The following is a 25,905-nucleotide window of genomic DNA, read 5'->3' on the forward strand; positions in this document are numbered from 1 at the left end:
TTAAAAACGAATAAACGGTGGGCGCAGAAGCAACTCCTTCTTAAATAAGCCGAAATTCACAAAAATTTGAAAAGCAATTTTCGTGAATTTCTTCTTATTTCTCGGAGTTAAACACTTCTGTCCCAACCTCATCCTTTCTACACTTTTTTTCTTTTATTTATTCTTCACTTGTCTTTTTCGTTACTGGTGCCAAGAAAGCTTCCTTATCAAATGTCCCTTCCCACTTATCTACCATGATGGCAGAAACCATCGCACCAGCTACATTCAACATGGTACGTCCCATATCAACGATCGGATCGATCCCAAAAATCGCACCGATACTTGTCAATGTGTGACCAAAACCTAATCCATTCAATGTAACGGTTGCAGCGACTGTCGCTGTACCTGGTACGCCGGCTATACCAATTGAGCCAACTGTAACTACGACCACCACTAAAATATAAAAGGAAAGGTTCATTTCTGCACCAACAGCCGAGCCCATCAACACACCTAACATCGCAGGGAATACCCCAGCACACCCATTCATTCCAATCGATGTTCCTAATGTAGCGACAAAATTTGACGTCTCCAATGAAACACCCAGATCTCCATTCAATGTTTTTAGTGTATAAGGCAAAGTACCTACACTAGAATGGGATGAAAAAGCGAATAATAGAGTCGTGAAGGCGTTCTTATAAAAGATCCACGGGTTGACACCCAGTACCATAAGAAGGAACACGTACACGATAAGCATGAGTATAACACCTGTATATAATGCTACGATAAAGCCGATCATCCCCATGATTGCTTGGATACCTCTGGAAATGATCGTATTACTCACTAATGCTACCACACCGTAAGGCATCAATTTGATGACATTTGTCAGCACCGAATTCACAGTCACTTTCAAGGAATCAAGCAGAGTCACAAAGGGCGCAACTTGTTCTGGTTTTTTTACTTCTAAAAAACGGATCGCGCCGGCAAACATTGCCGCAATTATCACGACTGAGACAATACTACCATTGTTCCCCATGACACTGATGATGTTATTAGGCACAAGATTAAGGAAAAATTCCGGGAAACTTTGCGAAGCGATATTAGCCATGTTTTCGACTCGTTCTGCTGCCAGATCACCAGCAAACTCTGCACCATTCAGTTGAAACAGCTTCACAACAAGTATACCTAACAATGCAGAGATCGCAGTTGTTCCGAGTAATGTGGCAAAAGTTTTCCCTGTTAGATGCTTCAGGCGCTCGCCTTTTACTTCCACCACGACTTTGATGATCGATAAAAACACGACCGGAATAGCTAATAATTGGATCATTTTTAAAAAGCCCGATCCAACTAATGCATACCATGTATTGATTTCTGTTCGAGCAAATTTCGCATAGACTTCATTAGTGGAACCAACTAGATCCACAACAACCCCTAAGATCAGACCCAGTATCAAAGCATAGATCATTCGTTTTGAAAAATTGACTCGTTTATCTTTCATATATTTCATGATAGCTAATGAACCTAACAATAAGACCAGTCCAAAGACTGTATAAAAATTACTTAGTTTTAAAAATTGAGTAAAAAAAGGGGCATCGATCACTTTATCCATCTCCTTTATTTTGCAGTATTTGCAACGACATTGATTGCTTCCCACGTGGAAGCAAATGGAGGAGCGTACGCAAAATCAATAAATCCTAGTTCTTTAGTCGTCATTTGTCCATATATTGCCACAGCTAACCCTGTTGAACGGAGTACCGTTTCATTTTTACCAAATAATTGGGCTCCATACACTACTTTTGTCTGTTTGTCGTACACAAGCTTGATTTTTATTTTTTCCTGCACACTATAATAGTTCGAATGGTTTGCTACCTCTACGCAAGTAGTACTGTAGTCCAATTTTGCTTGTTGTGCTGTCTTTTCTGTAAGCCCGACACTAGCGGCTTCATAGTCTCCGATTTTGATCGCACTACTACCTAATGCACCTACGTATTCTTCTGTTACCTTCTCGCTACTGATATTGATCCCCACGATTCGTCCCATTTTATTCGCTGTCGTAGCTAATGGTAGATAAACATCTCCCAACAAACGGTGAGGTATCGAGGCACAGTCACCGGCGGCAAAAATGTCTTTTTGCGAAGTTCGTCCGTAAGTATCAATTCTGATAGCACCATTTTCCAAACAATCGAGTTGTCCATCCAAGAATCCAGTATTCGGGGTGAATCCTATTGCAAACAGCACTGCATCAGTTTTATATCGCTGTTTACTTGTCTGTATAGCATGGACACGCCCATCTTGCTGCTCTATAGCTACTACTGACTCTCCTAAATGGAGGTTCACACCTTTTTCTTGGATCGCTTCTGCTATTTTCTCTGAAAATTCCTGATCGAATGTTCGGTTCATCAATTCTGTTTTTGTTTCAATTATATGTACTTCATTTCCTGTTTTCACCAATTGGTCCGCTAATTCCAACCCAATAAAACCACCACCAACGATGGTGATTTTTCTATAGCTCGGTAGCGCTTGTTTAAATCTATTGATCTCTGATAATTTAGTTGCCGTATAAACATCCTTGGAGACACTGCCCGCAATAGCTGGAAGCAATGGACTGGCACCTACCGCCAACATCAGGCGATCATATTTCTCGTAGAATCGTTCATTTGTTGCTAGATCCTCCACTAGCACTCGTTTCTTCTCGCTATCTAACGCTTGAGCTTTGTGCTTTAATAACAAACGAATGCCCAAGCGCTCTATTTGTTCTGGTGTCCTTGCAAACATTTCGTTTTCATCACTGAATTCCTCCCCTAAATAATAGGGAAGTCCACATGCCCCGAATGAAACATACTCTTCTTGTTCAATCACGATTATTTCAGTGGATGGGTCCAGACGCTTAGCCTTTGCTGCTGCACTCATGCCGGCCGCTATCCCACCGATGATCACAATCTTCATTTTCCCCCTCCTAACTTTCTTCCATTAGAATCAGTTCGATCTCGATCAAAGCACCTTTCGGCAGAGCCCCTACTTGAAAAGCAGAGCGAGCAGGAAAACGCTCACCAAAATATTCTTGATATACTTGGTTGAATGTTGCAAAATGTTCAATATCCGCCAAAAAACAAGTAGCTTTTACAATATGATCAAAAGTTAGTTCTAAATCCTTGAGTATATCAGTTATATTTACCATTACCTGCTTCGTTTGTTCTTCGATCGTTGAGCCACTTAGTTGATCTGTTTTTGGATCTACTGGCAATTGTCCTGAAATAAAAATAAAATCATTTGCTCGACGGTACTTCTCATAAGGCATTTTTATTTCTTCTTTCGTCATTGTTCCCTCCTTGAGTGATAAATTTTTATCAAAAAAATATTCCAATAAAAAATTATCACAATAAGCCATATCAGTCAAATGTTTTTTAGTTTTTTTATATGTAGAAAAATTAGTATAATTGTATATTTTTATAATAAACGACGTTATTAAATGAAAAATATCTTTGATAATTTTTTATCAAGAAAACGTTGACATAGAGAGAATGAGTATGCTACTTTTAATGCGCAAATGAAAACAAACTTTGGAGGAACGATTCATGAAAATCAATACGAAGTTACTGCATGACTATCCGATGATCGACCCTGTTACTGGTGCTTCATCCATCCCCAAATACCAAGCATCGACTTTTCATCAGCAAGATGTCTTTACCCATACAGGATTTAGCTATACGCGTTTTGGGAACCCTACGGTCGAAACTGCTGAAAAATGTATTGCCTCTTTAGAAGATGCTACTTTTGGATTGGCCTTTTCTTCTGGGATGGCTGCCATCAATGCGGTCTTGTTTTTACTGTCAAAAGGTGACCATCTGGTATTAGGAAAAAACATTTATGGTGGCACCTTCCATAGCATCCATTTGTTTCTTTCACGATTTGGGATTGACTGTACATTCGTAGATGAAACAGATAATGATTCTTGGGAAAAAGCAATTAAAAAAGAAACAAAAATGTTTTATATCGAAACACCTTCAAATCCATTATTGACGATCACTGACATTAGAAAAGTAGCGGAAACTGCCAAAAAACATGGAATTCTTACCGTTTCCGACAATACTTTTATGTCCCCACTCTCGCAACACCCTTTATCCTTAGGCGTAGATATCGTCATACATAGTGCAACTAAATTTATCAATGGACATAGCGACGTAGTAGCTGGCTTAGTTGCTACAAATCAAGAAGCAATTTATAAAAAATTAAAGGAGCATCAGATCGCATTAGGTGGGATCTTAGGACCAGAAGATGCTTGGCTACTATTGCGTGGAGTAAAAACGATGGGATTACGAATGGAGAAATCCATCAAGAATGCTTCTAAAATCGCCACCTTTCTATCTGAACACACTAAAGTAAAAAAAGTCTATTATCCTGGATTAGCACAACATCCAGGGTATCAAGTGCATCACCAACAATGTGAGAACTCTGGAGCAATTCTCTCTTTTGAATTGGAAATGGTCGATCAGATCCAGTCTTTATTTACTAACTGTCGATTGCCAATCGTTGCGGTCAGTCTTGGTGGCGTGGAATCGATTCTTTCTTATCCCTGGGCAATGTCACATGCGAGTATGCCAGAAGAAGAACGGCTAAAAATGGGGGTGACGGAAACACTCGTCCGTCTATCTTGTGGGATAGAAGATGAAGAAGACTTAATAGAAGACTTGGCACAAGCACTTGAATGACAGTGTGCTGATACAATGTTTGAGACAACAGTTACAGTAAGAAAAGAATGTAGGACAAATCTAAGTTTTACTACAGACACTCGAATAAACGGCGTCCAAAAGTCAGTTTTTTCGTAAATTTCAAAAAACGAGCGTGGGACAAAAGTAAGAAACACTTTTGTCTCAACATCGTTTTTCTCACCATAGTTTTTAATATTTGTTTGATCATTTTGTCTATGCTTTTTTCTTTAATTTTGATATTCTTATTAGTGGACATTTGGTTTTCCTTCTATGACTTGGTTTGGTGATTTAATTATAGGGCAACCAGATGTCTTTTTGTTATAAAAAAATAATTGGTGTTCCTACTCCTAAGAGTAACAACACCAATTATTATAGAACCCAATTTCTCAAACCTAAACGATTTTTGTCTCGACCTCTTTTTATACATTCTTTATTTCTTTACTAGGAGTCGATCGTAATTTTTTATTTTCCCTTCTAATCGATCAAAACATTCCTGCATCTCTTCGATTTTTTTCGCTAATTGCTGACTCTCTTCAATCAGCAAATCTTTTCGTGCTTCGATTGTTTCATTTCCTTGTTCACATAATTTATTGTAGGTGATCAAAGAGTCGATCGAAAGACCCGCATTGCGCATACAAATGGTAAAATCTACCCAATTCAAGTCTTCTTCCGTATAATCTCTGATGCCTCCTTTTGTCCGATGAACAGGAGGGATCAACCCAATCTTTTCATAATAGCGCAAGGTATCTGGAGATATTCCCTTTTTTTCACTTACTTCTCTGATATTCACTAGTTGTTCACCTCATTTTAACTGATATGTATGGTCCTTTGATCAAGATCAAACATCCAACTAATGGTGCAATTGAGATCTGCTTTTGTTTGATTGGAGGAAACCATTTTCTATTTTGTTACTAATCAATCGTGTTCGTAAAAAATAGCTTGATTCTCTAAGTTCATACTTCTCACGATATACTAAAAGAATCATACGTTTCTCCAAGTCAAATTGCAAATGAAAATTTTTAAGATCAAATGTCAGTTATTTCCGTGATGGACAACAAATATGAACAGACTCTCCTCAATCAGCTATGATAATCAGTGTTCCTTATAGGTATCATAAAGCGATTATCTTAGTCATATGGTAAACTTTACAGTATAAAATCTACTCAAAGGAGGTCATGATGATGTTCCTTTTTCGTGCAACACTTAAATTGTTTCAAACATTTTTTTCTATTTTGAGAAAAGAAGAAATGCGGGCACTGCTTTCTGTAATGTTGATTACTTTAACCATTGGTACGTTCTGCTTTTCTTTTCTCGAAAAAGTATCCTTATTTGACTCTTTTTACTGGAGTTTCATTACACTGACCACTATCGGTTTTGGTGATATCCATCCTGTTACAGTATTAGGAAAATTATTCACCATCCTATACGCGACATTCGGATTAGGAATTATGAGTATCTTTATTTCGATCCTAGTGAAAAATTACGTCCATACCTATGATTCAAGACACCACAATCATTGAAACTGTTGATGCCAGTAACTAGAATAACGAGTAATCAATTGATCGAGCGCCTGCATCTCGAACGGGCGCTCGGGATCGTCTGCCCAAATGCCAAACATGCTTCCAATAATCGGCAATTTTTCAACAGCCGCTGGCACCTGACTTATCTTGGTCCTTTCGATGCCCTCTAGCACTTGTTCAAAATGGTAATACCCATCTTTTTCTGTATTACGCCCAATCACCCAGTACCAGCTGTCATTCGTATTCAACAAACGATGCCCTTTAGCTAGTAAAAATTCTGGTGGGCATACTTCATACCCCTTCCAACCAGCTGTCCAATATGCAACGATGATCGCGGGGTCAAACTGCCCATAGCGTTCATCTGCATTATAGTAGATACCATCGTTGAAGACGATTGGTTCCATTTTATTGTTTTTGACCATTGCGGCAAGTTCATTCGTATAGTCTATAAACTTCGCATAATCCCCTTTATCTAGGAGTCCTAGCCACCCTCCTTCTGTTTTTACATCGTTCGCATACTCATCACAGCCAAGGTTGAAGTAATCTACTTTTCCCGAAAAATAGTCTATATATTTTTTTACTAATTGACGCGTAAAGTCAACCGCTTCTTGATTCGCTAAATCGATGGTACTTCGTGATGTGCGAAAAGCAGGAGCTTGAATACCTAAATGTCTCATTCCCTCAACTATAGCATCCATGTGTCCGGGACTATTAATTACCGGTATCAGTTCGATGCTTCGTTTTTTTGCGGATTGCAACAAATAGTCCATATCTTTTTGCGATAAATAACAGCCATTTGGATCATCATAATATTTTTTCGTTCCTTTGATTAATGCCTCTTTTACCTTTTCACTTTCATAGTATTGGACTTGTCCATTGATCGCCATGTCGTCCAAGATAAAACGTAGTCCGTTGTTTGCTAAAATCACTTCGATTCCTGTAAAACCAGCTTGAGAAGCTTTTTCAATGATGGTTTCCAATTGTTCTTTTGAAAAATATTTTCTGCCTGCATCGATCGAAAGTATTTTTTTCACAGTGCCCTCCTTATTTAAAACGTTTTCAAGAAAAACTATAAGCTACTTTAGTAAAAAAATCTACTCCTAATTAAAGTAACTTGTAGAAAAGTGAGATAAAAGCAAAGAATACTTTCACCCCACATTCTAAATACGAATAAACACCCAAGGCAGAACCAATCTACTCAAAATAGGCTGTAATTCTCAAATAGTCGGATCATAATTTTCGTGACATTTTTCTTCCTTCTTGTATCTATGCTTCCATTTGATTCTTTCCACAGATATTTTTATGTCACCCGTAAAGCTTTTGTTTTTGCCAAATAAAAAGGTCTAAGGTAAGCAACCGTATTCGAAAGAGGCAAAATATCCTTATTCAAGCAGACATTCAGTTCTTTCTCAAGATAGTTTCGACGGATACAGATCCTTTCCCATAACTCAGGATAATTTTCTTTGATCGAGGTACGAAGGTCTTCATCTGCAATTGCTACACATTCTTCTGCACTGACCCCAGTATAACCGGGAACAGATGGGATAATATCCAGTTGGAAAATCATGCCACTAGCAAGGCATTCTGTGGAATCCTCATAGATAGGAGAGGCCATCCATTCCTCATCGGCTGTTAAATGTCCAGGATTCAAATGCCAATGGAACAGCTGCTTCGGTAATACAGATTCAATCAATTGATACATTTCTTTTCCGATCAAACCAACTCTGAGATTCTCAAGCCAAGTGACAATCGCCTTGAAATAAGGTTTCGCTACCCGCTCTAAATAATCGGCTTGCTCCACAGGTAACTCCTCTGCTTTTTCAACAACGAATCCTGTTCGACTAGAAAGCCCTCCTTTAAACCCAGTCGTCAAAGACAAGGCATCACCTTGTTTGATTTTTTTATGTGTGGGGTAGAGATTAGCATAGTCAAAGCGCGTTCCTGTAGCTGCGATCGTGACCACTGTATTGGTTTGCCCCTCGCCATTCAGTTGTTCTGCCACTTCAACTTCTTTGATACCAACTTCAATTTTATTAAGTGCGTTGAGCATACATCTTGATGCTAAATTTGCTCCATACTCATAATGCGCAAGTTCATTTGCATTATTTTCTCTACGAACACCGTTTTCTCCAATCATCAGATAAACAGCATTTATAAGTTCAGTTTTGGCATCAATAGCTTGTCTGATCGCTTCAACAATGAAATATGGAAGGTCAAATAATTTGGAAGCGGCAACTTTCTGAGTCTTGAACATCTTCCAACCGATCAATCCGATCTTATTTTTTTCCTTAAACCCTAGAGTAGCAAAAATTTCCGCTAAAGATTCTTCATTTGTCATCGGTTGATTTGGTAGTGAAAAAGGCGGATAATGGATCAATTTCGTTGAAATCCTTGAATGAGCATGCATCTTTAGATTTTCATTCCCTACGATCAAAGTATCGTTGCCACTTGCTTCAACCACCAATAATCCCTCTTCAAATCTTGGAATAAATCCTGTCAAATATTCAAAATTCGCTCCATGTTCTTTGTCTGCATAAATAACTAGTGTATCGATTCCTTCTTCTTTCATACGTGTGATCAACTTATTTTTTCTTTCTTCCATTGTTTCTTCAGTCAAGAAAACAGGTGGGACATCTAAAAATGTCATTGGCTCCTTCACTGTGGTTAGAATGATTTTTTTGCTCATCTTTTCGTGCTCCTTTTCTCTAAACATACGCAAATTACATGATTTTGAATTAATGCTTCCTCTAGCATTTTTGATAAAGGACGATCCGTAACTAGCACATCGATTTCCGCCAACTCACATACTTTAAAGAACCCAGTTTTGTCCAGCTTCGTATGATCCGCAATAGCAATGACAGTAGCGGCTTGTTTGACCATCTGTCTTTTGACCAATCCTTCCTCTTTCGTATGGATGAACACTCCCTCACTTGATAAAGCATAGATTCCAAGAAGAGTATAATCTACTTTATATTGCTTCAATTGTTCAATCGTTTCTGTACCATGAAGAAACAATTGCGTCTTGTGTAGTTTTCCAGGCAAAAGAGAAATAGTCGTGCCATTTAATTTTGCTAGTAACATTGCATGCACCAAGGAATTTGTAACAGCATTTATTTTTTTATCAGATAAATGATGGATCACATTCTCAACTGTAGTGGAAGAATCGAAGATGACCGAACAGTTCTCTTCAATGAATGAACTTGCTTTTTCACCCAATGCGATTTTCACTTGATTGGCTTTGCTTGCTCGTTGTTCATAGTCAAAAATAGGTGCTTTTTCTTCCGGCAGAATTGCCCCGCCGTGTGTCCTCCGTAAAAATTTTTGTTTTTCTAGTTTAATCAAATCGCGACGGACCGTATCTTTTGATACACCTAGCTCTTCTGCCAAATCCTCTATAGTGACACTCTGATGTTCTTTTAAACTATTTTTTATCTTCGTCAAACGATCTTCCATCAGCATGAAATCGCCTCCTAAGTGATAGTTTAATTCGCCGTGCATTTTTTTGCAACATTTTGCAATATATTACCCGTTCTTTCATGGTATACTTTGCTTGAACTTGTACCTCTATATCAACCAGTATAATGAAAGTTGGGTAATCAATGAAGATCATACCGCCTAAAATCACGGCACAATTAGAAAGTAAGCATTTCTCAGATATTTTTTATGAAGAAGATCCCATTCTCGAAATGTGTACTGTTTCTGGTTCTGAATTCACGGATTCGTCCCTTGAACGGCCACGTTTTTATCATATGGAATTTGACCACTGTCTTTTTACGAATACTGATTTCAGTATGCTTGAAGTTGTTGACGTTCGCTTCAAGAATTGCGATTTTTCGAATGCTGATCTTTCCAAAGCATCGATTCATCGCACGGAATTCGTCAATTGCAAACTCTTAGGGACGTCTTTTCCTGAATCCTCGATCCACCATGTTACTTTTCAAGATTGCATCTTAAATCTTGCAACTTTTGGTTTTTCAAAACTCGAAAACATTCGCTTTGTCCATTCACAATTGAAAGGAACTGATTTCTATCGATGTAAATTCAAACATCTGGCTTTTGATACATGCGATTTAAATGAAGCTAATTTTGTGCAAACTCCTTTAAAGGGGGTTGATTTGAGTACTTCTTACTTTGAGACCTTAACTGTTTCAATGGATGATCTAAAAGGATGCAAAGTCTCGACTTATCAGGCTTTACGCTTCTCCACTTTGATGGGCTTGATCATCAAAGAATAACGTCATGAAAAAATTGCTATGCTGTTCTTTCGAATGACAAATGTAGTAGGGTATATATTCTGAAAAATAAAAAAATGGTCAGGACACTTGGAGAAACGGTATAACGTTTCTTTGCGTTCTGACCATCTTTTTGACTATAAAGGAAATGAGTCCCCCTCAATAAAATTAGTATAAATATGTTCACTTTCGACTGTTTCTTCTTGAATCAAATGAATGATCTTTTCTGCTGCGACCATCCCCCAGCGATGCTTAGAATAGGCGATCGTCGCTAGTCGAGGTTGTACAAAAGCGCCTAATTCTGAATTATCAAATCCGATGATCCGAATATCCTGCCCAATTTCATAAGGTGTTTCCTTCACATATTTGTACACGCCGATCGCCATTTCATCATTAAGCGCAAAGATATCAATAGGAAAGTTTTCTGATTGTTTGATAATTTCTTTTGCTGCTTGATAGCCAGATGGTTCAGTAAAATCCCCTTGAAAAACTTCATACGTTATTCCGAAACGTGCTAATTCTCTCTGACTGATAGTCAACCGTTCTTGACTATCATAGCCATTTTTTGGGCCAGCAATCAAATGTACTTTTTTAGAATGACCATTAAAAAATTGTTCGACCGCTAATGTTGTTCCTCCACGATTATCTAAAAGGACTTGTCGCACATTTTCATGTACCATGATCCGATCCAGAATGACGATTGGATGCCCACGATCAGCAAAAGTCTGGATTTCTTCCGTTGAAAACGTCCAATCCAAAATAATCGCTCCGTCCACCATTTTTTCTGGGATAAATAAATGAGATTTATGACCGCTGCAGACGATCATCTCATAATCAAATAGTGCTAACCCTTTTTTGATTCCTTCAAGCAGTTCGCCGTAAAAACTTCCTCCATAATCGGCCAAATAGACACCGATGATTTTTGTTTGGCGCCGTTTTAGTGTTCGAGCTGCCATGTTAGGAACATAGTTAAGTTCATTTGCAATCGCTTGGATACGTGCTCTTGTCTCTTCAGTTACTTTAGGACTTCCATTAAGTGCATAAGAGACTGTTGAGATCGAAACACCCGCTTTTTTTGCAATATCTTTGATTCCTGCCATGGTCTGCTCCTTTCTAATGATAAATTTCAATCACTGAATTTTCTTCAAGAGACGAAAGTACTTCCTTTTTTTTGAGAATCAATCCACCTTCGCGGTAGGGATTTTCTTCGAGATCAAAAGAGAGTGCTTTTCCGTCAATTGTTACTTTAGCTGGTGCTTCGGGATAAAATTTGATTGTGATATTTTTTCCAAGCAATTGATAACGTAGCTCTAAACCCTCGAGTTCTTTCGGTAGTACAGGATCAAACACAAGTGTTTCTTCCTTAATCCGTACCCCTAAAACCGTTGTGATCAACTGATTCAAATAGATTCCCGGACCACTAGAATAAATACGCCAACCGCCTTTGACACCAACTTCTCCATTCTTAAGTTTACCAAAATTTTTCTGAGATTCATACCTTGTTCTAAAGTTCCCATCTGAACTACTGAAGTAAGCATTTGCCTGTCTTAATTCAGCATTGTGAACATTTTCTCTAATTTTTATTGGATTGATTGTCTTTAGTGCATGCCACGTTTGGTCTCTCTGCCCAATTTTTGCCATTGCTTCGGTATAGCGAATGTGTGCATGGACATATTGTAAGCCGATCTCACGGCCAAAATTTGCTGCTTGTTCTGCCCGCTTGAAATTCGTGCTCACTCCACCATGATAGGCTGCAGGACGATCCATCAAACGTACTCCGTCAGGGAAAAGCAAGTGGAACTTGATGATTCTTAGATGATGCACCACTTCTTCTGGCGACAAGATTTCAGCGATCATGCTACGAGTCATTGGGAGTAATCGATACTTGATCCCTGTTTTCGTATCCTTTGGATGAATGATTGACTCCACTTCATTTACATTTTCCATATAAATAAACCCTGGGATCGTCCCATCTTTTAGCATGAATTTTTGGAAATCTTTTTTGATCTTTTCGGCTAACTCATTTAAATAATCACTATAATCAGGCGCATATTTTTTAAGAAGCATTCCTAATTTTTTTATCACTTGATATGTTAGAGCGACTGTCCAACTACTTGCCATTTGTTCCTTTAGTCGATTATCGTAGGGTTGGAGTGTATCGTCCCAGTCACCATCTCCATAACAGGATAAATAGGTTCCAGGAAGAAAGTGGCTCGTGATATAAGTGATTTCTTTTTGCAAATGATCCATCAATGGATAACGTTCTCGTGTTTTGTGAAAATTAGCATAGGAGGTATAAGAAATTTCTTTTTGTAAAATGGTCATGTCGCCTGTTTGCTCCAAGTAGTCTGCGACGACTTTCAGTGGCCAGACAATAACATCTCCATGGCTTTCAGTGGCTTTTTGCTCTTCGTATCTATCAAACATGAACCATTGTGGCCAATGACCATCTTCGATAAATTGATTTTCAAATAAATGTTCAATGATCGATACCACTACGTCTGGTCGATTGACAGCTAAGAAAAATTCTGCTGGTCCTTGAGAAACATCGCGAGTTCCCCACGCGGCACCACCAAACTGTTCTAGTCCATGTGGAGATAGATAATGTACCAACATATTGTGTGTATACCACCGAGTGAGTAGATTTATTTTGTCCATTGAGAGAGAATCATGACGTAATTCAAATCGATGGATCAACTGGTCAATAAAATCTTGATACTCCTCTTGTGCTTCATCAAAGGTCACAAGCCCATTCTCTTTTTCGTTTTCCCCACTTAAGCTACCATGAATAGTTAATGAAAAGCCAGTTGTATCATTAAATGTCATGACAAGCAAATCAGCAGATCTCGTAAATAGCTGCTCATCATTCGTAAACTCAAAAGCGTTGTCACTTTCTATATAATACGTCAATTTTGGATAGTATTCCTCTGTAGGCGAATTTTCTCCGGTTATTTTTAATTCATTGTATTGCCTACTTACTTTATAAGTTGCTTTCTCCTCTGGTCCCATCAATAAATGGTTCGTTACTACTCAGCTATAGGATTTCTCTCCTTTTACTTCTAACAGGATCTCTCTGGTGTCTGGCAAGGTATACGTACGAACTTGAATTAGTTCTTCTGGCAATTGATAATACCAAGTTGCCGAATTCAATCCCATTTCAAAAGCAGAGGGCATCGTGAGCAGTCGCCACTCTTCATCTACCAAAAGATAGATACGTTGTCCAGAGCGTTTCATCACATTCAACGAATTCCGACTATTGCTCATCAACTTGTTCATCGTTGTATTTCCCAGCACAACTTGAGAATTAAAAATACCATACATATAGACTGTCGTACTTAACAAAGGCTGATCCATCTTTAAATCCGTTCCACTTAATAGAATATGCCCATGCGCCCGTTCCATCTCCAACTCTTTTTTTGTAGGACTACGTGATGCCCATCTTTTGTAAAGAAAGAATACGTTTGATTGTCTACTACTTCTACTTCTTTTTGTTCTGGAAACCAGATTTTGATTGTTGCTTCGCTTAACTCACTTCCTACAAGTGGTCGACCTATTTTTTTATACCCACTTGTTACTTTTGGTGGATGTTCAAATGTCAGAGAACGATATGCCTCAATTAACTCAGTTTCTATAGAGACTGGTTCAGTGACTTCTTCTTGCTGGTTTTCTTTTACTGCACTATAAAAAACAATTTCTGCAACTTCATCCCTCAGTGTAATTTGTTCAGTCTGTAAAGCAACAAAAGCAAATTCATATTGGTATACTTCATTTTCTAAGCATTCTTTTTTCAAACATTCAGGTTGATTCGTTAGCTTATACTTTCGATCAAAAAACTGATAACCATCAGTTGAAAACCCAACTGTCTTCTGGAAACAGCCTTGTGAAATGGTAGGGAATTTCCCATTTTGCGGTTGGTTCTGTCGTGAAGTGATCACAAATTTATCCTTACTTTTTGTAACATGATGGTCAATATACTGCGACACATACGCTTCATTCGCAGTAACTGTGGTTTTATTAGCTAAACCTAAATCTTGTCCGTAAATGATATCTACTTGCCCTTTTCCAGAAAGAAGCACTCGCCAAAACCATTGGTTATTTGTTGCTAATTTAAAATCAACCTGATAATTGATTTCTTCAAAATCACCTTTCCATGTTTGCTGGTCTTGAGAAGAATAGAATGTACTCAGACTATTTGAACCAACCATTGATGCATAATGATATCCATCTTTTGTTTTCTTTCTTAGATATAATTGATTTAAACTACCGTCTAAAGTGTTTCCTTCCAACTGGTTGATCATAAAATCAAAACTGTTGATTTCTTTGATATCGCCTGTATCAAGAAAAGTGATAGTGGTGTTGTCTCGACTTTGCGTTTGCATTGAATGATCCTTTCTTAGCTATTCATTTAGTTCGGCGGGAACAATTAACACATCTCGGCTATTCCCACCTACCATGATAGTGAATTTGCCGCCCTCACTTCGGCGTTTCTGATCAGAATGAACATAGCGAACCATGGCTTCTGTCAGCTCAAATCGTACGAGCTTTTCTTCATTCGGCTCCAACCAAATTTTTTTAAAATCTTTCAACTCTTTCACAGGTCGTACCACTTCACCGATAAGATCTCTTATATACAACTGAACTGTTTCTTCTCCTGGCATACTTCCCTCGTTCTTAACGCTTACCGAAATCTTCAATGGCGTTTGCGCATCAAACCATATCTGTTCAACTTGAAGATTACTATAAGCGAATTGGGTATAACTAAGACCAAATCCAAATGGATACTTTGGATCATTTCCTACATCTAGATATTTGGAAACATATTTTTCATTCGGCGCAGAATCATAAGGACGTCCTGTACTATCTGAATTGTAAAAAACTGGTACTTGACCCACTGTTTCTGGGAATGACATACTTAAACGTGCACTTGGATTATAATACTCCCACAGGATTTCTGCTAATGCATTACCTCCTTCCGTTCCAGGCATCCAAGCTTGAACGATTGCTTTAGCTTGGGAAATCCCATTTAAATCTAATGGACGTCCACTATATATAGTTACAACAACATTAGGATTTACTTCAGCAAAAAGACGTGATTTACTTAAACCATAAGCCACTACTGCGCAAAACAAGGTATGTGTAGCTGCGCCAATGACTGTCTTTAAAACGGATATCAGGAAAGCTCTTGGGATACTACTATCTGAAAGTACCTTTCGATAATTTTCGATTGTAAATCCTTTGGGCCATAGAACTAGTCCTTCACTTGCCAAACCTGAACTAGAAGAAACCGAAGAAACAAGAATATTCCAGATGGGCACAATAATCAATAATGAAAATAGCACCAAGATCAATGTGTTAAAAACATAGAACCATTTATTTTCCTGCGTTTTTCTTCTTATCAATAGTTAACTCCCTCCTTATAAAGTGACTGATCTGCCATTATTCATTTTTCTTGTCATTCGATCAGTGAGGATCAACAATATAATCGAGATAATAGATATTCCTAAACTAACTGCTGTTGCGTAAGAAAAATTCCCTTGAGTTAATCCCATACGATAGACAAAGGAGTTGATTACTTCTGATTTATTTTGATTTTGAGCATTCATCAACACGAGTGTTTGATCTAAGTTCGACCCCAGTAAACCACTGACATTCAAAATCAGATTCAAAGAGATTATGGGTGTCAATAAAGGAAGAGTGATGGTTCGAATTTGTGTAAGTTTTGAAGCCCCGTCGATTCTAGCAGCTTCATAAAAAGTTGGATCAATCCGTGACATTCCCGCTAAGTACAAAATTGTTCCCCATCCAACTTCCTTCCAAATATCTGAAAGTACAGCGATCCACCAATATTTATCAGGGTCAAGTAAATGATTGACTCCTTGATCCATCAATCCCAGAGCCATTAGTACCTGATTGATAAAACCGTTAGTGGAAAGCCATGAGATCATCATACCTCCCAATACGATCCAAGAAAAAAAGTGAGGAATGTAAGAAACCGTTTGGATAACTTTTTTCAGCCGTCCGTCTTGCATTTCAAAAATCATTATTGCTAAAATGATAGGAATAGCAAACCCAAGTAATAATTTCATTAAACTAATTGCCAGTGTGTTACGAACAGCTTCCCAGAAAAAACTATCTTCCATAATGATTTTAAAGTTATCCAGACCGACCCAAGGAGCCGATGACATCGTATCAACGATCGTATAATTCTTAAAAGCAATAATGACGCCATAAATCGGAATATAGTTAAAGACAATCATAAATGCTACACCTGGAATTACCATCCAATGTAGTTGCCGCTGGTCATAAAACTTTTTAAGTTTCTTCATACACGTTTTCCTTTCTTTTTAGTGAAACGTTTCTACAAAAATGATCATAGGCTTTCTCTTCTTGTTTGTAAACCCTTACAAAAAGTTTTTTTCTTAAATAACGGCAAATTCAAAGGATTATATCTCAATTTATTTTTATATAAATTATTGTAAGTTTTACTGAAAGTTGACGATTATTCGCTTATTTAAAGATAACAATAGAAACGTTTCACTTATAAAAATAGAAAAAAACGCCTTTTTTATAATTTAAATAACTACAAAAAAGTGTCTTTTTACTTTACGGTTCCATCGATTTTTTTGACAGTTCTGTCGATCTTTATTGAAAATAAACATACTTTAGCCAATTGTCAATTGTTTGGTCTGCCTTGCTGACACGAGAACCGCGAATGGCTAAGCCTGTTTTGATCATTGCTTCAGGACATGCTTTACGGAGTTGATCCAGACTATGGCCGAATGAAGAACCTTCATGTGTACAAAAAGGATAGATTATCTTCTTCGTGGTTGACGTAGTAGCTAAGAAACTCTCGACTGCTTGCGGATAACAGCCCCACCAATTTGGATAGCCTAAAAATATGATGGATTCTGTGAGAATACCAGATGGGATTGCTTGGATGCGAGGCGATATGCTTTTTTCTTTTTCTAGTTTTGCCTTTGCTACTGCCTCTGGATATCTACTTGGGTAAGGATCGATCGTTTCTACTCCATAGATTTGTCCATTCACTTTTAGTGCGATTTTCTCAGCTACTATCTGGGTGTTCCCTTTAGTAAGCAACTGATGGGTACCATTGATCAAGTTCTCTTCTGCTCTAGAAAAATAAACGATAGCGGCCATTCTTCCACCTTCTCTCGTTTTTCATTTTACTGGCGGAAACTAAAAATGTATAATACCTAACTACCGAAATATATATGCTTACTAAGTATAGATGTGAGAATTTTTCAATTTAAAAACGCAGTGCTGAAACGGTGGATCAATTCTTTTACAACTGGTGAAAGGGAGCGTTTCTTTTTCCATACAAGTACGCAATTTGTTTCAATCGTTGGTGACAAAGGCAAAAATCTTAACGTATCTACTTCTCGGCCAGTGATGGCGCCTTCAATCACAAATGCTGAACCAACATTATTTTCAACTAATGAGAAGATGTTGAATATCAAATTAAACGTACCGATGATCGTTAAATCTGTTACGTCTTTTTCCATAAAGCGACTTAACAATTCTTGAACTTCCGATCTCTTGGAAATGAGTAATGGTACGCCTTGTAGTTCATCTTTTGTGAGCTCTTCTTTTTGCGCTAAAAAAGAATCTGTTGAAACTAAAAGACCCCATTTTTCTTTTCTTGGCAAAACAATCGTTTCATATTTTTCTGTTGAAACTGGCTCCAGCAAGATCGCTAAATCCAATAATCCCTTATCTAAACGATCAGTTATCTCATCCCCAGTTCCACTATACAGATCGAAATGGACTTCGGGATAATCGCTGAGAAGTTCTTCTAGCATCATAGCTAAAGTATCTGAATTATCTGCTTCAACGCACCCAATCGAGAAATGACCACTGAATAATTGATGTTTCCGATTTTTAAATTCGCGCTGCGTCTGTTCTGTCAAATTCAATATTTCTTCTGCACGATCTTTTAAAAAGCGCCCCGCCTCAGTTAAAACCATCTTGCGTTTTTCACGAATAAATAATTCTGATCCTAATTCTTCTTCTAGTTCTCGTAATTGTCGACTCAATGTTGGCTGCGTGAGATGCAGAACTTCCGCTGCTTGCGAAATCGTTTCCTCCTGCGCAATTGTATAAAAATATTTCAATAAACGAATTTCCATTTGTCCCCTCCATGACTCATTTTCTCTCTTATTATCCTCGTTTAAGCCTACTACTTAGAGTATACTCTAAGTCAATGTTTTTTGCGTGATCGTATAGTAACTTACACTGAATTTCCCACTATTTTTTTCATTATTGTCCCTAAAAAAGACAAATTATGGTTGACTTACCCTATCCTACAAGAATATAGTAATAACAATTATTTATTTGAAAGGAGAAAAACAATTTGAATGGTAACCTTAATCAACGTACAGCCATTACTGATACTCTACCTACAGTTTTCGGCTACATTGGAATCGGTATTGCTTTTGGTATCGTCGGAAAGGCAGCGGGTTTTTCACCTTTTGTCGTAACCCTCATGTCTTTGCTGATCTATGCAGGGTCTGCACAGTTCATTACTGTCACCATGCTAGTTTCTCACAGCCCGATCCTGTCGATTATTTTTTCAACTTTTTTAGTAAATGCGCGCATGATCTTGATGAGTATGACTTTAGCGCCTTTCTTTAAAAAAGAATCACTTGCTAAAAATCTGTTTCTGGGTACTTTGTTAACAGATGAAAGTTTTGCTTTAGGAATGAATAAATTGAATCATACAAGTGGAAAATTGAATTTTTCATGGATGAATACTGCAAACTGGATAGCTTATCTTACATGGGTAATCTCCACATTTATCGGTTCAGTCATTGGTAATCTGATTACTGATCCAAATAAATATGGACTAGACTTTGCAATCGTTGCGATGTTTATTGGCCTACTCTATCTACAAGTCATCAGTGACCGTTCCCTTCATCACTTACTGCAATTATTAGTTATTTTGTTTACATTGATTCTCGTTTATCTTGGTTTGATCGTTATTCCAAGTAATTTATTGATAGTAATTGTGACCTTACTTGGTTGCGGATTTGGAGTGATAATTAAACATGCCTTCTTTTGATTTTACATTACTGACGATTGTCGGCTGCGGAATTGCTACTTGGTTATCAAGAACTGTTCCTTTTGCCTTATTAAAAAAATTTGACTTACCTGCTCCATTGTTGGAATATTTGGGTTTTGTTCCTATTGTGATCATGTCTGCTTTATGGTTCAATAGTCTCTTTATCCAAGATTTAGGTCATTTACCTCAAATAAATATGGAAAATCTACTTGCTTCTGTCCCTACGATCCTCGCTGCGATACTTTCTAAAAGTCTGCTCGTGATCGTGATCATTGGGATCATTTCGCTTGCAATCATTCGACTGTATATTTGAGTCACCGATTATATGGACTTCTAGATAGCCAAACTCGAGGCAGGATAAGTTGATTTGCTTAAAAAAGTTGAACAAAAACAAATAGTAATGCAAAGCTAGTTTTCAAAAAATAGAACGGATCATCTTATACGAAGTATAAACTCATTTAGATGATCCGGCTTTTCATTGAATTGGTTTGATCAACTTTTTCAATCTATTTGAATCGACTGTACAAATGTCGGACAAAACTAAAAATCAGTTTTGGTACAGACTCTCGAATAAACGGCGTCCAAAAGTCAGGTTTTTCGTAAATTTCGAAAAAAGAGGCTGGGGCAGAAGTGTTTAACTTCGAGAAATAAGAAGAAATTCACGAAAATTGCTGTTCAAATTTTTGTTAATTTCGGCTTATTTAAGAAGGAGTTGCTTCTGCTCCCACCGTTTATTCGTTTTTAAAGAATGAGACAAAAGTGTTTCTTACTTTTGTCCCACGCTCTTGTCTCTCCAATTTCTCAAACCTAAACGACTCTTGTCTCGACCTCTATTTTTACAAATGTGCCTCTCATTTAGAAACTACAATATCCGTACTCAACGCTTTAAGTTCACCAACAATCGAAGAATGCCTCAGTTCAATAAGTAAATCTAAGATTATTTTACAATTCTCAATGGCTTGGCCATCCCTGCTGTTTCTTTTTATGGATAAGATATTGTCAAAATATTTTGCTAATAATCGATGGAAAAATTCTTTATAGTCTGAACTAAGTAGCTGTAATTGATAGATCAAGACTTCTGCATAATCAAAATAGCCATGGCGGATAGCTTGAGTAATTACGTTTACCAGCATCACACAAAATATCTCTCGTCCCTTGTCATATTCAACATATAAAGGAAAAGATTTGGATAGGTTACGAAATAAAGGAAAATGTTGTTCAAAATCCAAAAACTCAATCGTGTTTCCAAAAAACTGGATCTCTCTTAATGTCCAAGTTTCAATTTCCACTAGATAGTTTTGAATCATTTCACGATCTTCTTCGATTGTTGCTGAACCATCAAACCTTCCTGTTCGATTAAAATTCTCGATTGCCTGTATACGACATCTTATTTCTGCAAATCGTAACTGATCAATCACTCTAATTTTATCTGCATATTTTTTTAAAAGTTCATACAAAGATTTTAGATCATGTGTATTAGAATACTTGGATAGTTTATAGATGTAAGCAGAATAATCATTTAAAAGATATCCCTTGTCTATGAACAGAAATTCATCTATATCCATTGACAAACGATCTAATATCTCAATCAAAAGGGTCGTCGCTATACTATGTTTTCCTTTTTCAAATTCTATAGCATACGATTTAGAGATGATGTCCTGATAGATTGCTTTTTGGGAGTATCCTTTACTTATTCGAATTTCTCTGATCTTTGGACCAAAATTCATAGAATTCCTCCGTTCTTATAAGTGGGCTCGTCTAGCTAAATCAAAGATTGCTCCCAATTGTAACACACAGTAGTCAAATTCCTTGATCGTTTGGCTTTTCTATCACTACTCTTCCTTAAAAAACTGGTTTTTTTGCTAAAAATTATCAAGTGATCTTTGGTCAAAAAAATTTCTAAAAAATCATTTCATTGAAAGTAGAATAACAATGAATGCTATCCAATCATATGCAACATGGACAAAATAACCAGCCCATATCGAATCACTCTTTAAAGTTGCCACTGTAAAAGGAATCCTTCCTACACCAATGATTAAAAGGCATTGCAACAGATTCCATTGATAAGTCGGTAAATGCAATAATCCGAATATCACATAAGAAACAAGAATCTCAGCTACTATTGCTTTCCTCGTCCCACCAAGTAAGTTTGCCACAATAACTAAGATAACGATTGCCAAAAGTTCTTCTCCTAATAGCATTGGCAAGGTTTCGATGATGAAGGTCGCGGATAAGTGATCTGTAACTTCATTGGCTGCAGTTGACGCGTGTAAGATATTTTTTACAACAGACGACATTACTAAACTTAAAACAATCGCACAAGCATGCTAACTAGAAAAGTAAGTATTCCTTTTTTGGGTTTCTTGAAACCGACTTTTAAGCCTTCTATTCCAAAAAGACTATATAATCCTACAAATCCTCCAGCTGCCAGTAAAATACTTTCGATGATAGGTACTCCTACTGTTAAGATAGCATACCCGATCATTAAGCTAAGGATAGCTATAGGAATACCTATATTGTTCATTTTTTGTCGTTAATTCTTTCATTATACATTTCCTTTCTTACTTTTCTAATTAAGTCATATTTTTCACCTTTTACTTACTGGTCGTTATAGGAATTTTTATTTAAACAAATGGTACCTATTCCTACTAGTAGTAGAAATAGTCCGCTCCATTTCATCACTGCAGATCGTTTCCTATTTTCTCCTTTTTTAGGCAGTTCCTTTCGAAGCATCTACGCTGTTGAACTACTCGAAGAGTTTTTTATAGTTGAATCAATTGTTCCTTTTTCTATAGAGACATCATTTTCCGTATTTTCTCCTTCAGTCATCGTGGACAAATTGTCCTCTTTTTGTGAAACTTTTGGTACAGATTCATTACTATTATGATTCTGAGGTTCTTCTTTTACTTCTGTTAAAGAAATATCTGCTTTAGCTGAGCTAGATTCTACTAATTTGTTGCTTGTTCCACCTTTTCTTTTTTCATTACTTATTTGAGTAGGCACACTTGTTTTTTCGGAAAACAAAGTACTTGTACTTGAAGATGTGTCCTCTACCATATCTGCCTTCTTATTTGGGGTAGAAGGCACAGATTCGATTACTTCACTTGTTGATTCAATCGTTTCTGATTCTTTCACCAATTCATGATGAATGAGATCCGCTACTTTTTTTGTTTCATTTTGAGCATACCCCTGCCTATCAAAGCCCATTCCTCACCATCCTCAGTATATGCAACCTGTCCATCATTACTAATCACTTTAACCCCATTCAATGTATCATATCCCTCGATTGTCGTTGCCTGTGTTCTCGTGACAACTCCTATTACACCAAAAACTCCAAACAATACTAAAAAACAAGTGATAAGATTTTTTTACTATCCTTCATTGACTACTCCTTCAATCATTAAATTATTTGTCTATTATAGATGGGGAGTTTATCGTATTCTTTTTTTAGTCCTATATGTCAGATCTCTAAATGCAAAAGTAAACCATTGTTAACAAAAAAATTTCTTAATTGATATTCCATTTTATGTATAGTACTGAATCATCAAACAGTTTCTTATTTTAATGATCCACTAAATTTAGTAATAGTCTTTTACAATAACTTGAAAAAAAGATTTCTCTATTTTTGTACATACTAAAAAAGCGATGAACATCTGTGTTACAAGATGTCCTGTCGCTTTTTTAATCGACTCCTTATCTTTCACTAAGATCAATAAGGACTTTTATGGCTAAAAAGATTACTTTGTTGTATCAATGGTGGCTTTGATGATGTTTGATTTTAGATTGTCTGTCTGGTAAAGATAGTATGTTCACCAATCATGTCATTCAATGCAGTTTTCATATGTGCAAGATGTTTAAATCGCAATTCTTCGTAATCGATCTTAGTTTTATCTAAAATTACGTGCTTTTTAAAAATCATGTGGGGTATTTCTAAGATAAATGGGTGCGCGAATGAGTTTGGTAAAAGATTGCTATAAGTCAGTAACAATGACGCAATCGTATGTAAGTCAAAGATTCGATCATCAAATCTAGCTCGATAAACAGCAAATTCATCTCCGTTGGCATATTTGGAAAAACAGCTTGCTTGTTTGTTCGTATAAACTAAATGGTCTTTTTTGAAAAAAACGACTCCATCTTGTTGAAGTAATGAGATGATGAGATGGATAAATGGTTTGATCTCTCTGCCACTGATATGCCCCCGAATCCCGCCAATAGCAACAAATAGCTGACTACAACTATCAGCAGTTAGTTGTTCTTGCTCAAGCCCCTCAATAAGTGAACTAAATGATTCTATTCTATTTTTGACATGTTCATTCAAAGATACTCTCTCCTTTCTCCGACAAGCCTTACTCCTGAGAATAGTCATCAGAAGCCATGTGAAACTATAGTGCACGATCCACTAGATACTTTGTGATTAGTTCATTTCCCGCATAAGGCACCACACTTTTTCTAGCGGAACATATCTCCATACACTTTATTATACCTAATAAAGTTTCTTTATTTTTTCTTTTTTCTCAAAATGTAGGATTTTACTCCTAAATGAAAGATAACAGAGCATAAACTATTCGATTCGTCACAATCTTATTTAATCATTTTTGGGAAAAATATAGCCGAATTTGTATATACATGTTAGGATGTTTAATGGAAGCGTTACAATTATCTATCAAGTATCTGATAAAAAGACTGGAGTGTATAAAATGAATATGAATCCCCACAATATTAAGTTAGTTGCTGTAGATATGGACGGAACATTTGCTAGAAGTGATTATACTTATGACATCCACAGATTTAATGCCATTTTTTCTAGAATGACAGAGGTCGGCTGTGCATTTGTTGTGGCAAGTGGCAATCAGTATTACCAATTGCGTTCTCTTTTTCCTGATCACCATAACGAGATGAGTTTTGTTGCCGAGAATGGTGCTTTAGTCAAAGATAAAGACACATTTATCTTTTCCGCCGATGTCCCTAAAGAATCCATTCAATCTGTGCTCGAACTGTGTAAAAACAACCCAGAAATACAAAATGTGATGTGTGGCCGTAACAGCGCTTATTGCGAGCGAGGGACTGTAAGTAAAGAGTTTTTTGAATTAACCAACATTTATTATCATAAATTGACATGGGTAGATGATTTTTCTCAAGTCGAAGATCAGATTCTAAAATTTGCCCCCACTGTTCCCGTAGAAAAAACAGAGTATTATTGCGACTTATTCCGGGAAAAATTAGCCGGATCATTCGTTCCTACTAGTAGTGGTCATGGATCTGTAGACTTGATTGTCCCAGGTTGCCATAAAGCTGCTGGATTAGAAAAATTAGTGCAACGTTGGGAGATTACCCCCGAACAATGTGTCGCTTTTGGTAATGGTGGAAATGATTTAGAGATGCTAGTTTATTGTGGGCGAGGTTATGCCATGGATAATGCTCCAGATGCTGTAAAAACAGTAGCAGACGAAGTTTGTCCTTCAAACGACCAAGATGGCGTTCTCGTGACCTTAGATCGACTGTTTCCTCTGATGTAAATCACTGGATAGTTAGAAAAATCATAAGAAAAAGTCATGTTTCAAAAATCACTCTGTTCCATACAAATTTTCAAGTGTTACTATCCGAAAATAATCGTATAAATTAGGAGCTTCTAACTCAAGTCCGATATTTATACGATTATTCAGTGGTTGTTCGCTCTCGCTTTTTTTCATTTATAAACATAATGATACATCCAAAGCTTGTACAAACAACCGCTGGATTACTCCGAATTGTTGCAGCTCTTCAAATTAGAAAAATTAAAAAAACAGTTTGTTGAAGAACAACACTTCTTTGATTATCGGTAACTATCATATTCGATGATTGAACTAATTCGTTAGCTTTATTTCCCATAAAAGTTTTTTGCTTTTGCACTACCTGGTATTTCTCCAACCCATACATAAGGAGAAATTGCCTCAGTTCCACTTGTTCCCCATCTTCTTCCAGAATCTGAAAGTACTTTGCCAGTCAATGAATGCATTTGTTCCGTAGTATAGTGATATACATTTTTCCAAGTAGTCCAACCATGAGCTCTCTTTTCTTGTTTAACTCCAGAATATCTATAATCTGCTTGTCCCGTATGTTTAACGGTCGCCTTTGTTGATCTACTATCTAAGATACTACTAAATGATCCCTCTTCTTCGGGCCATCCACCTAAAACTTCATGATTATTTTCTTCTTTAATTTGTGAGATTTCACTAGCGTTAACAGAACCGCTAAATAATGATAATAAGGCCATTGTTGTGATCGATAGTAATAGAGTGTTTTTCATAATAAATATCCCTTCTTTCCTTTTGAGATAAAGTCCATATAATTGTGTAAAAGATAAAAGGCCATGTAACAGCCCTTTTACGGTACAATGTTTTTAACCACAA

23 protein-coding genes and 2 pseudogenes are annotated in these 25,905 nt (G+C 37.0%); 6 read left to right on the plus strand and 19 right to left on the minus strand.

Annotated features, from left to right (window positions below; all coding sequences use genetic code 11):
• Positions 1 to 157 precede the first annotated feature (157 nt).
• Genes DVW83_RS07175 through DVW83_RS07185 form a run of 3 tightly spaced genes read right to left on the minus strand, consistent with a single transcriptional unit; the run spans position 158 to position 3,295 of the window.
• Entirely contained in the window at positions 158 to 1,576 is a 1,419-nt protein-coding gene (locus DVW83_RS07175; RefSeq protein WP_137239181.1) for a cation:dicarboxylate symporter family transporter, read from the minus strand.
• 14 nt (positions 1,577 to 1,590) lie between these two features.
• Positions 1,591 to 2,922 (minus strand): CoA-disulfide reductase, encoded by a 1,332-nt coding sequence (locus tag DVW83_RS07180; RefSeq protein WP_137239183.1) that lies wholly within the window; start codon positions 2,920 to 2,922, stop codon positions 1,591 to 1,593.
• A 10-nt stretch (positions 2,923 to 2,932) separates the two neighbouring features.
• Complete coding sequence (locus DVW83_RS07185) at positions 2,933 to 3,295, minus strand: Rid family detoxifying hydrolase (RefSeq protein WP_104660775.1); 363 nt, start codon at positions 3,293 to 3,295, stop codon at positions 2,933 to 2,935.
• 256 nt (positions 3,296 to 3,551) lie between these two features.
• Here DVW83_RS07185 and DVW83_RS07190 point away from each other — a divergent pair, with 256 nt between their 5' ends.
• The gene (locus DVW83_RS07190) at positions 3,552 to 4,685 is read left to right on the plus strand and encodes a trans-sulfuration enzyme family protein (RefSeq protein WP_104660776.1); all 1,134 of its coding nucleotides are present in this window, start codon (positions 3,552 to 3,554) and stop codon (positions 4,683 to 4,685) included.
• A 369-nt stretch (positions 4,686 to 5,054) separates the two neighbouring features.
• Here DVW83_RS07190 and DVW83_RS07195 read toward each other — a convergent pair.
• Positions 5,055 to 5,475, minus strand: a pseudogene (locus DVW83_RS07195) (MerR family transcriptional regulator).
• 391 nt (positions 5,476 to 5,866) lie between these two features.
• Between DVW83_RS07195 and DVW83_RS07200 the strand changes: the two are divergent.
• The gene (locus tag DVW83_RS07200) at positions 5,867 to 6,205 is read left to right on the plus strand and encodes a potassium channel family protein (protein ID WP_224784466.1); all 339 of its coding nucleotides are present in this window, start codon (positions 5,867 to 5,869) and stop codon (positions 6,203 to 6,205) included.
• On the opposite strand, the gene DVW83_RS07205 is transcribed toward DVW83_RS07200, so the two are convergent.
• The 3 genes from DVW83_RS07205 to DVW83_RS07215 all read right to left on the minus strand — a co-directional run bounded on the left by DVW83_RS07205 (position 6,199) and on the right by DVW83_RS07215 (position 9,664).
• Positions 6,199 to 7,239: a family 20 glycosylhydrolase gene (locus DVW83_RS07205; RefSeq protein ID WP_137239185.1), complete on the minus strand. Its 1,041-nt coding sequence runs from the start codon at positions 7,237 to 7,239 to the stop codon at positions 6,199 to 6,201. The genes DVW83_RS07200 and DVW83_RS07205 overlap by 7 nt on opposite strands.
• Before the next feature lie 266 nt (positions 7,240 to 7,505).
• Entirely contained in the window at positions 7,506 to 8,891 is a 1,386-nt protein-coding gene (locus tag DVW83_RS07210; RefSeq protein ID WP_104660780.1) for a M24 family metallopeptidase, read from the minus strand.
• Entirely contained in the window at positions 8,888 to 9,664 is a 777-nt protein-coding gene (locus DVW83_RS07215; protein ID WP_104660781.1) for a DeoR/GlpR family DNA-binding transcription regulator, read from the minus strand. The genes DVW83_RS07210 and DVW83_RS07215 overlap by 4 nt, the downstream gene beginning before the upstream one ends.
• Before the next feature lie 140 nt (positions 9,665 to 9,804).
• Here DVW83_RS07215 and DVW83_RS07220 point away from each other — a divergent pair, with 140 nt between their 5' ends.
• Positions 9,805 to 10,440, plus strand: a complete 636-nt coding sequence (locus DVW83_RS07220) for a pentapeptide repeat-containing protein (protein ID WP_104660782.1) — start codon at positions 9,805 to 9,807, stop codon at positions 10,438 to 10,440.
• A 134-nt stretch (positions 10,441 to 10,574) separates the two neighbouring features.
• Here the strand turns inward: DVW83_RS07220 and DVW83_RS07225 are convergent, their stop codons facing one another.
• The 6 genes and pseudogenes from DVW83_RS07225 to DVW83_RS07250 form a co-directional block, all read right to left on the minus strand.
• On the minus strand, positions 10,575 to 11,537 hold the full coding sequence (locus tag DVW83_RS07225; RefSeq protein WP_104660783.1) for a LacI family DNA-binding transcriptional regulator: 963 nt from the start codon (positions 11,535 to 11,537) through the stop codon (positions 10,575 to 10,577).
• Between the two features lie 13 nt (positions 11,538 to 11,550).
• A pseudogene (locus tag DVW83_RS07230) lies at positions 11,551 to 14,816 on the minus strand (GH36-type glycosyl hydrolase domain-containing protein).
• A gap of 18 nt (positions 14,817 to 14,834) precedes the next feature.
• Positions 14,835 to 15,836 (minus strand): glycoside hydrolase family 3 C-terminal domain-containing protein, encoded by a 1,002-nt coding sequence (locus DVW83_RS07235; protein WP_104660784.1) that lies wholly within the window; start codon positions 15,834 to 15,836, stop codon positions 14,835 to 14,837.
• A 15-nt stretch (positions 15,837 to 15,851) separates the two neighbouring features.
• Complete coding sequence (locus DVW83_RS07240; RefSeq protein ID WP_104660785.1) at positions 15,852 to 16,763, minus strand: ABC transporter permease; 912 nt, start codon at positions 16,761 to 16,763, stop codon at positions 15,852 to 15,854.
• A 316-nt stretch (positions 16,764 to 17,079) separates the two neighbouring features.
• Positions 17,080 to 17,595 carry a flavodoxin gene (locus DVW83_RS07245; protein WP_137239187.1) on the minus strand — a complete coding sequence of 172 codons (516 nt, stop codon included), beginning with the start codon at positions 17,593 to 17,595 and terminating at the stop codon, positions 17,080 to 17,082.
• Between the two features lie 104 nt (positions 17,596 to 17,699).
• Positions 17,700 to 18,584 carry a LysR family transcriptional regulator gene (locus DVW83_RS07250; protein ID WP_104660787.1) on the minus strand — a complete coding sequence of 295 codons (885 nt, stop codon included), beginning with the start codon at positions 18,582 to 18,584 and terminating at the stop codon, positions 17,700 to 17,702.
• 224 nt (positions 18,585 to 18,808) lie between these two features.
• Here DVW83_RS07250 and DVW83_RS07255 point away from each other — a divergent pair, with 224 nt between their 5' ends.
• Positions 18,809 to 19,516, plus strand: coding sequence for an AzlC family ABC transporter permease (locus tag DVW83_RS07255; RefSeq protein ID WP_104660788.1), 708 nt, complete (start codon positions 18,809 to 18,811; stop codon positions 19,514 to 19,516).
• Positions 19,503 to 19,829 (plus strand): AzlD domain-containing protein, encoded by a 327-nt coding sequence (locus DVW83_RS07260; protein WP_104660789.1) that lies wholly within the window; start codon positions 19,503 to 19,505, stop codon positions 19,827 to 19,829. The genes DVW83_RS07255 and DVW83_RS07260 overlap by 14 nt, the downstream gene beginning before the upstream one ends.
• 538 nt (positions 19,830 to 20,367) lie before the next feature.
• Here the strand turns inward: DVW83_RS07260 and DVW83_RS07265 are convergent.
• From DVW83_RS07265 to DVW83_RS07285, 5 genes are all read right to left on the minus strand, one after another.
• Entirely contained in the window at positions 20,368 to 21,243 is an 876-nt protein-coding gene (locus DVW83_RS07265; RefSeq protein WP_104660101.1) for a helix-turn-helix domain-containing protein, read from the minus strand.
• A gap of 180 nt (positions 21,244 to 21,423) precedes the next feature.
• Positions 21,424 to 21,813, minus strand: a complete 390-nt coding sequence (locus DVW83_RS07270; RefSeq protein ID WP_104660100.1) for a CPBP family glutamic-type intramembrane protease — start codon at positions 21,811 to 21,813, stop codon at positions 21,424 to 21,426.
• 8 nt (positions 21,814 to 21,821) lie between these two features.
• Positions 21,822 to 22,040: a hypothetical protein gene (locus tag DVW83_RS07275; RefSeq protein WP_104660099.1), complete on the minus strand. Its 219-nt coding sequence runs from the start codon at positions 22,038 to 22,040 to the stop codon at positions 21,822 to 21,824.
• A gap of 209 nt (positions 22,041 to 22,249) precedes the next feature.
• Complete coding sequence (locus tag DVW83_RS07280; RefSeq protein WP_104660098.1) at positions 22,250 to 22,723, minus strand: hypothetical protein; 474 nt, start codon at positions 22,721 to 22,723, stop codon at positions 22,250 to 22,252.
• A gap of 571 nt (positions 22,724 to 23,294) precedes the next feature.
• Positions 23,295 to 23,834 (minus strand): hypothetical protein, encoded by a 540-nt coding sequence (locus DVW83_RS07285; RefSeq protein WP_137239189.1) that lies wholly within the window; start codon positions 23,832 to 23,834, stop codon positions 23,295 to 23,297.
• Positions 23,835 to 24,213: 379 nt separating this feature from the next.
• Between DVW83_RS07285 and DVW83_RS07290 the strand changes: the two genes are divergently transcribed.
• The gene (locus DVW83_RS07290; RefSeq protein ID WP_104660096.1) at positions 24,214 to 25,032 is read left to right on the plus strand and encodes a Cof-type HAD-IIB family hydrolase; all 819 of its coding nucleotides are present in this window, start codon (positions 24,214 to 24,216) and stop codon (positions 25,030 to 25,032) included.
• Positions 25,033 to 25,373: 341 nt separating this feature from the next.
• On the opposite strand, the gene DVW83_RS07300 is transcribed toward DVW83_RS07290, so the two are convergent.
• Entirely contained in the window at positions 25,374 to 25,802 is a 429-nt protein-coding gene (locus tag DVW83_RS07300; protein WP_104660095.1) for a hypothetical protein, read from the minus strand.
• Positions 25,803 to 25,905 lie beyond the last annotated feature (103 nt).

Source organism: Enterococcus sp. VV15, assembly GCF_005236045.1.
Taxonomy (GTDB): Bacteria; Bacillota; Bacilli; order Lactobacillales; family Enterococcaceae; genus Enterococcus_B; species Enterococcus_B durans.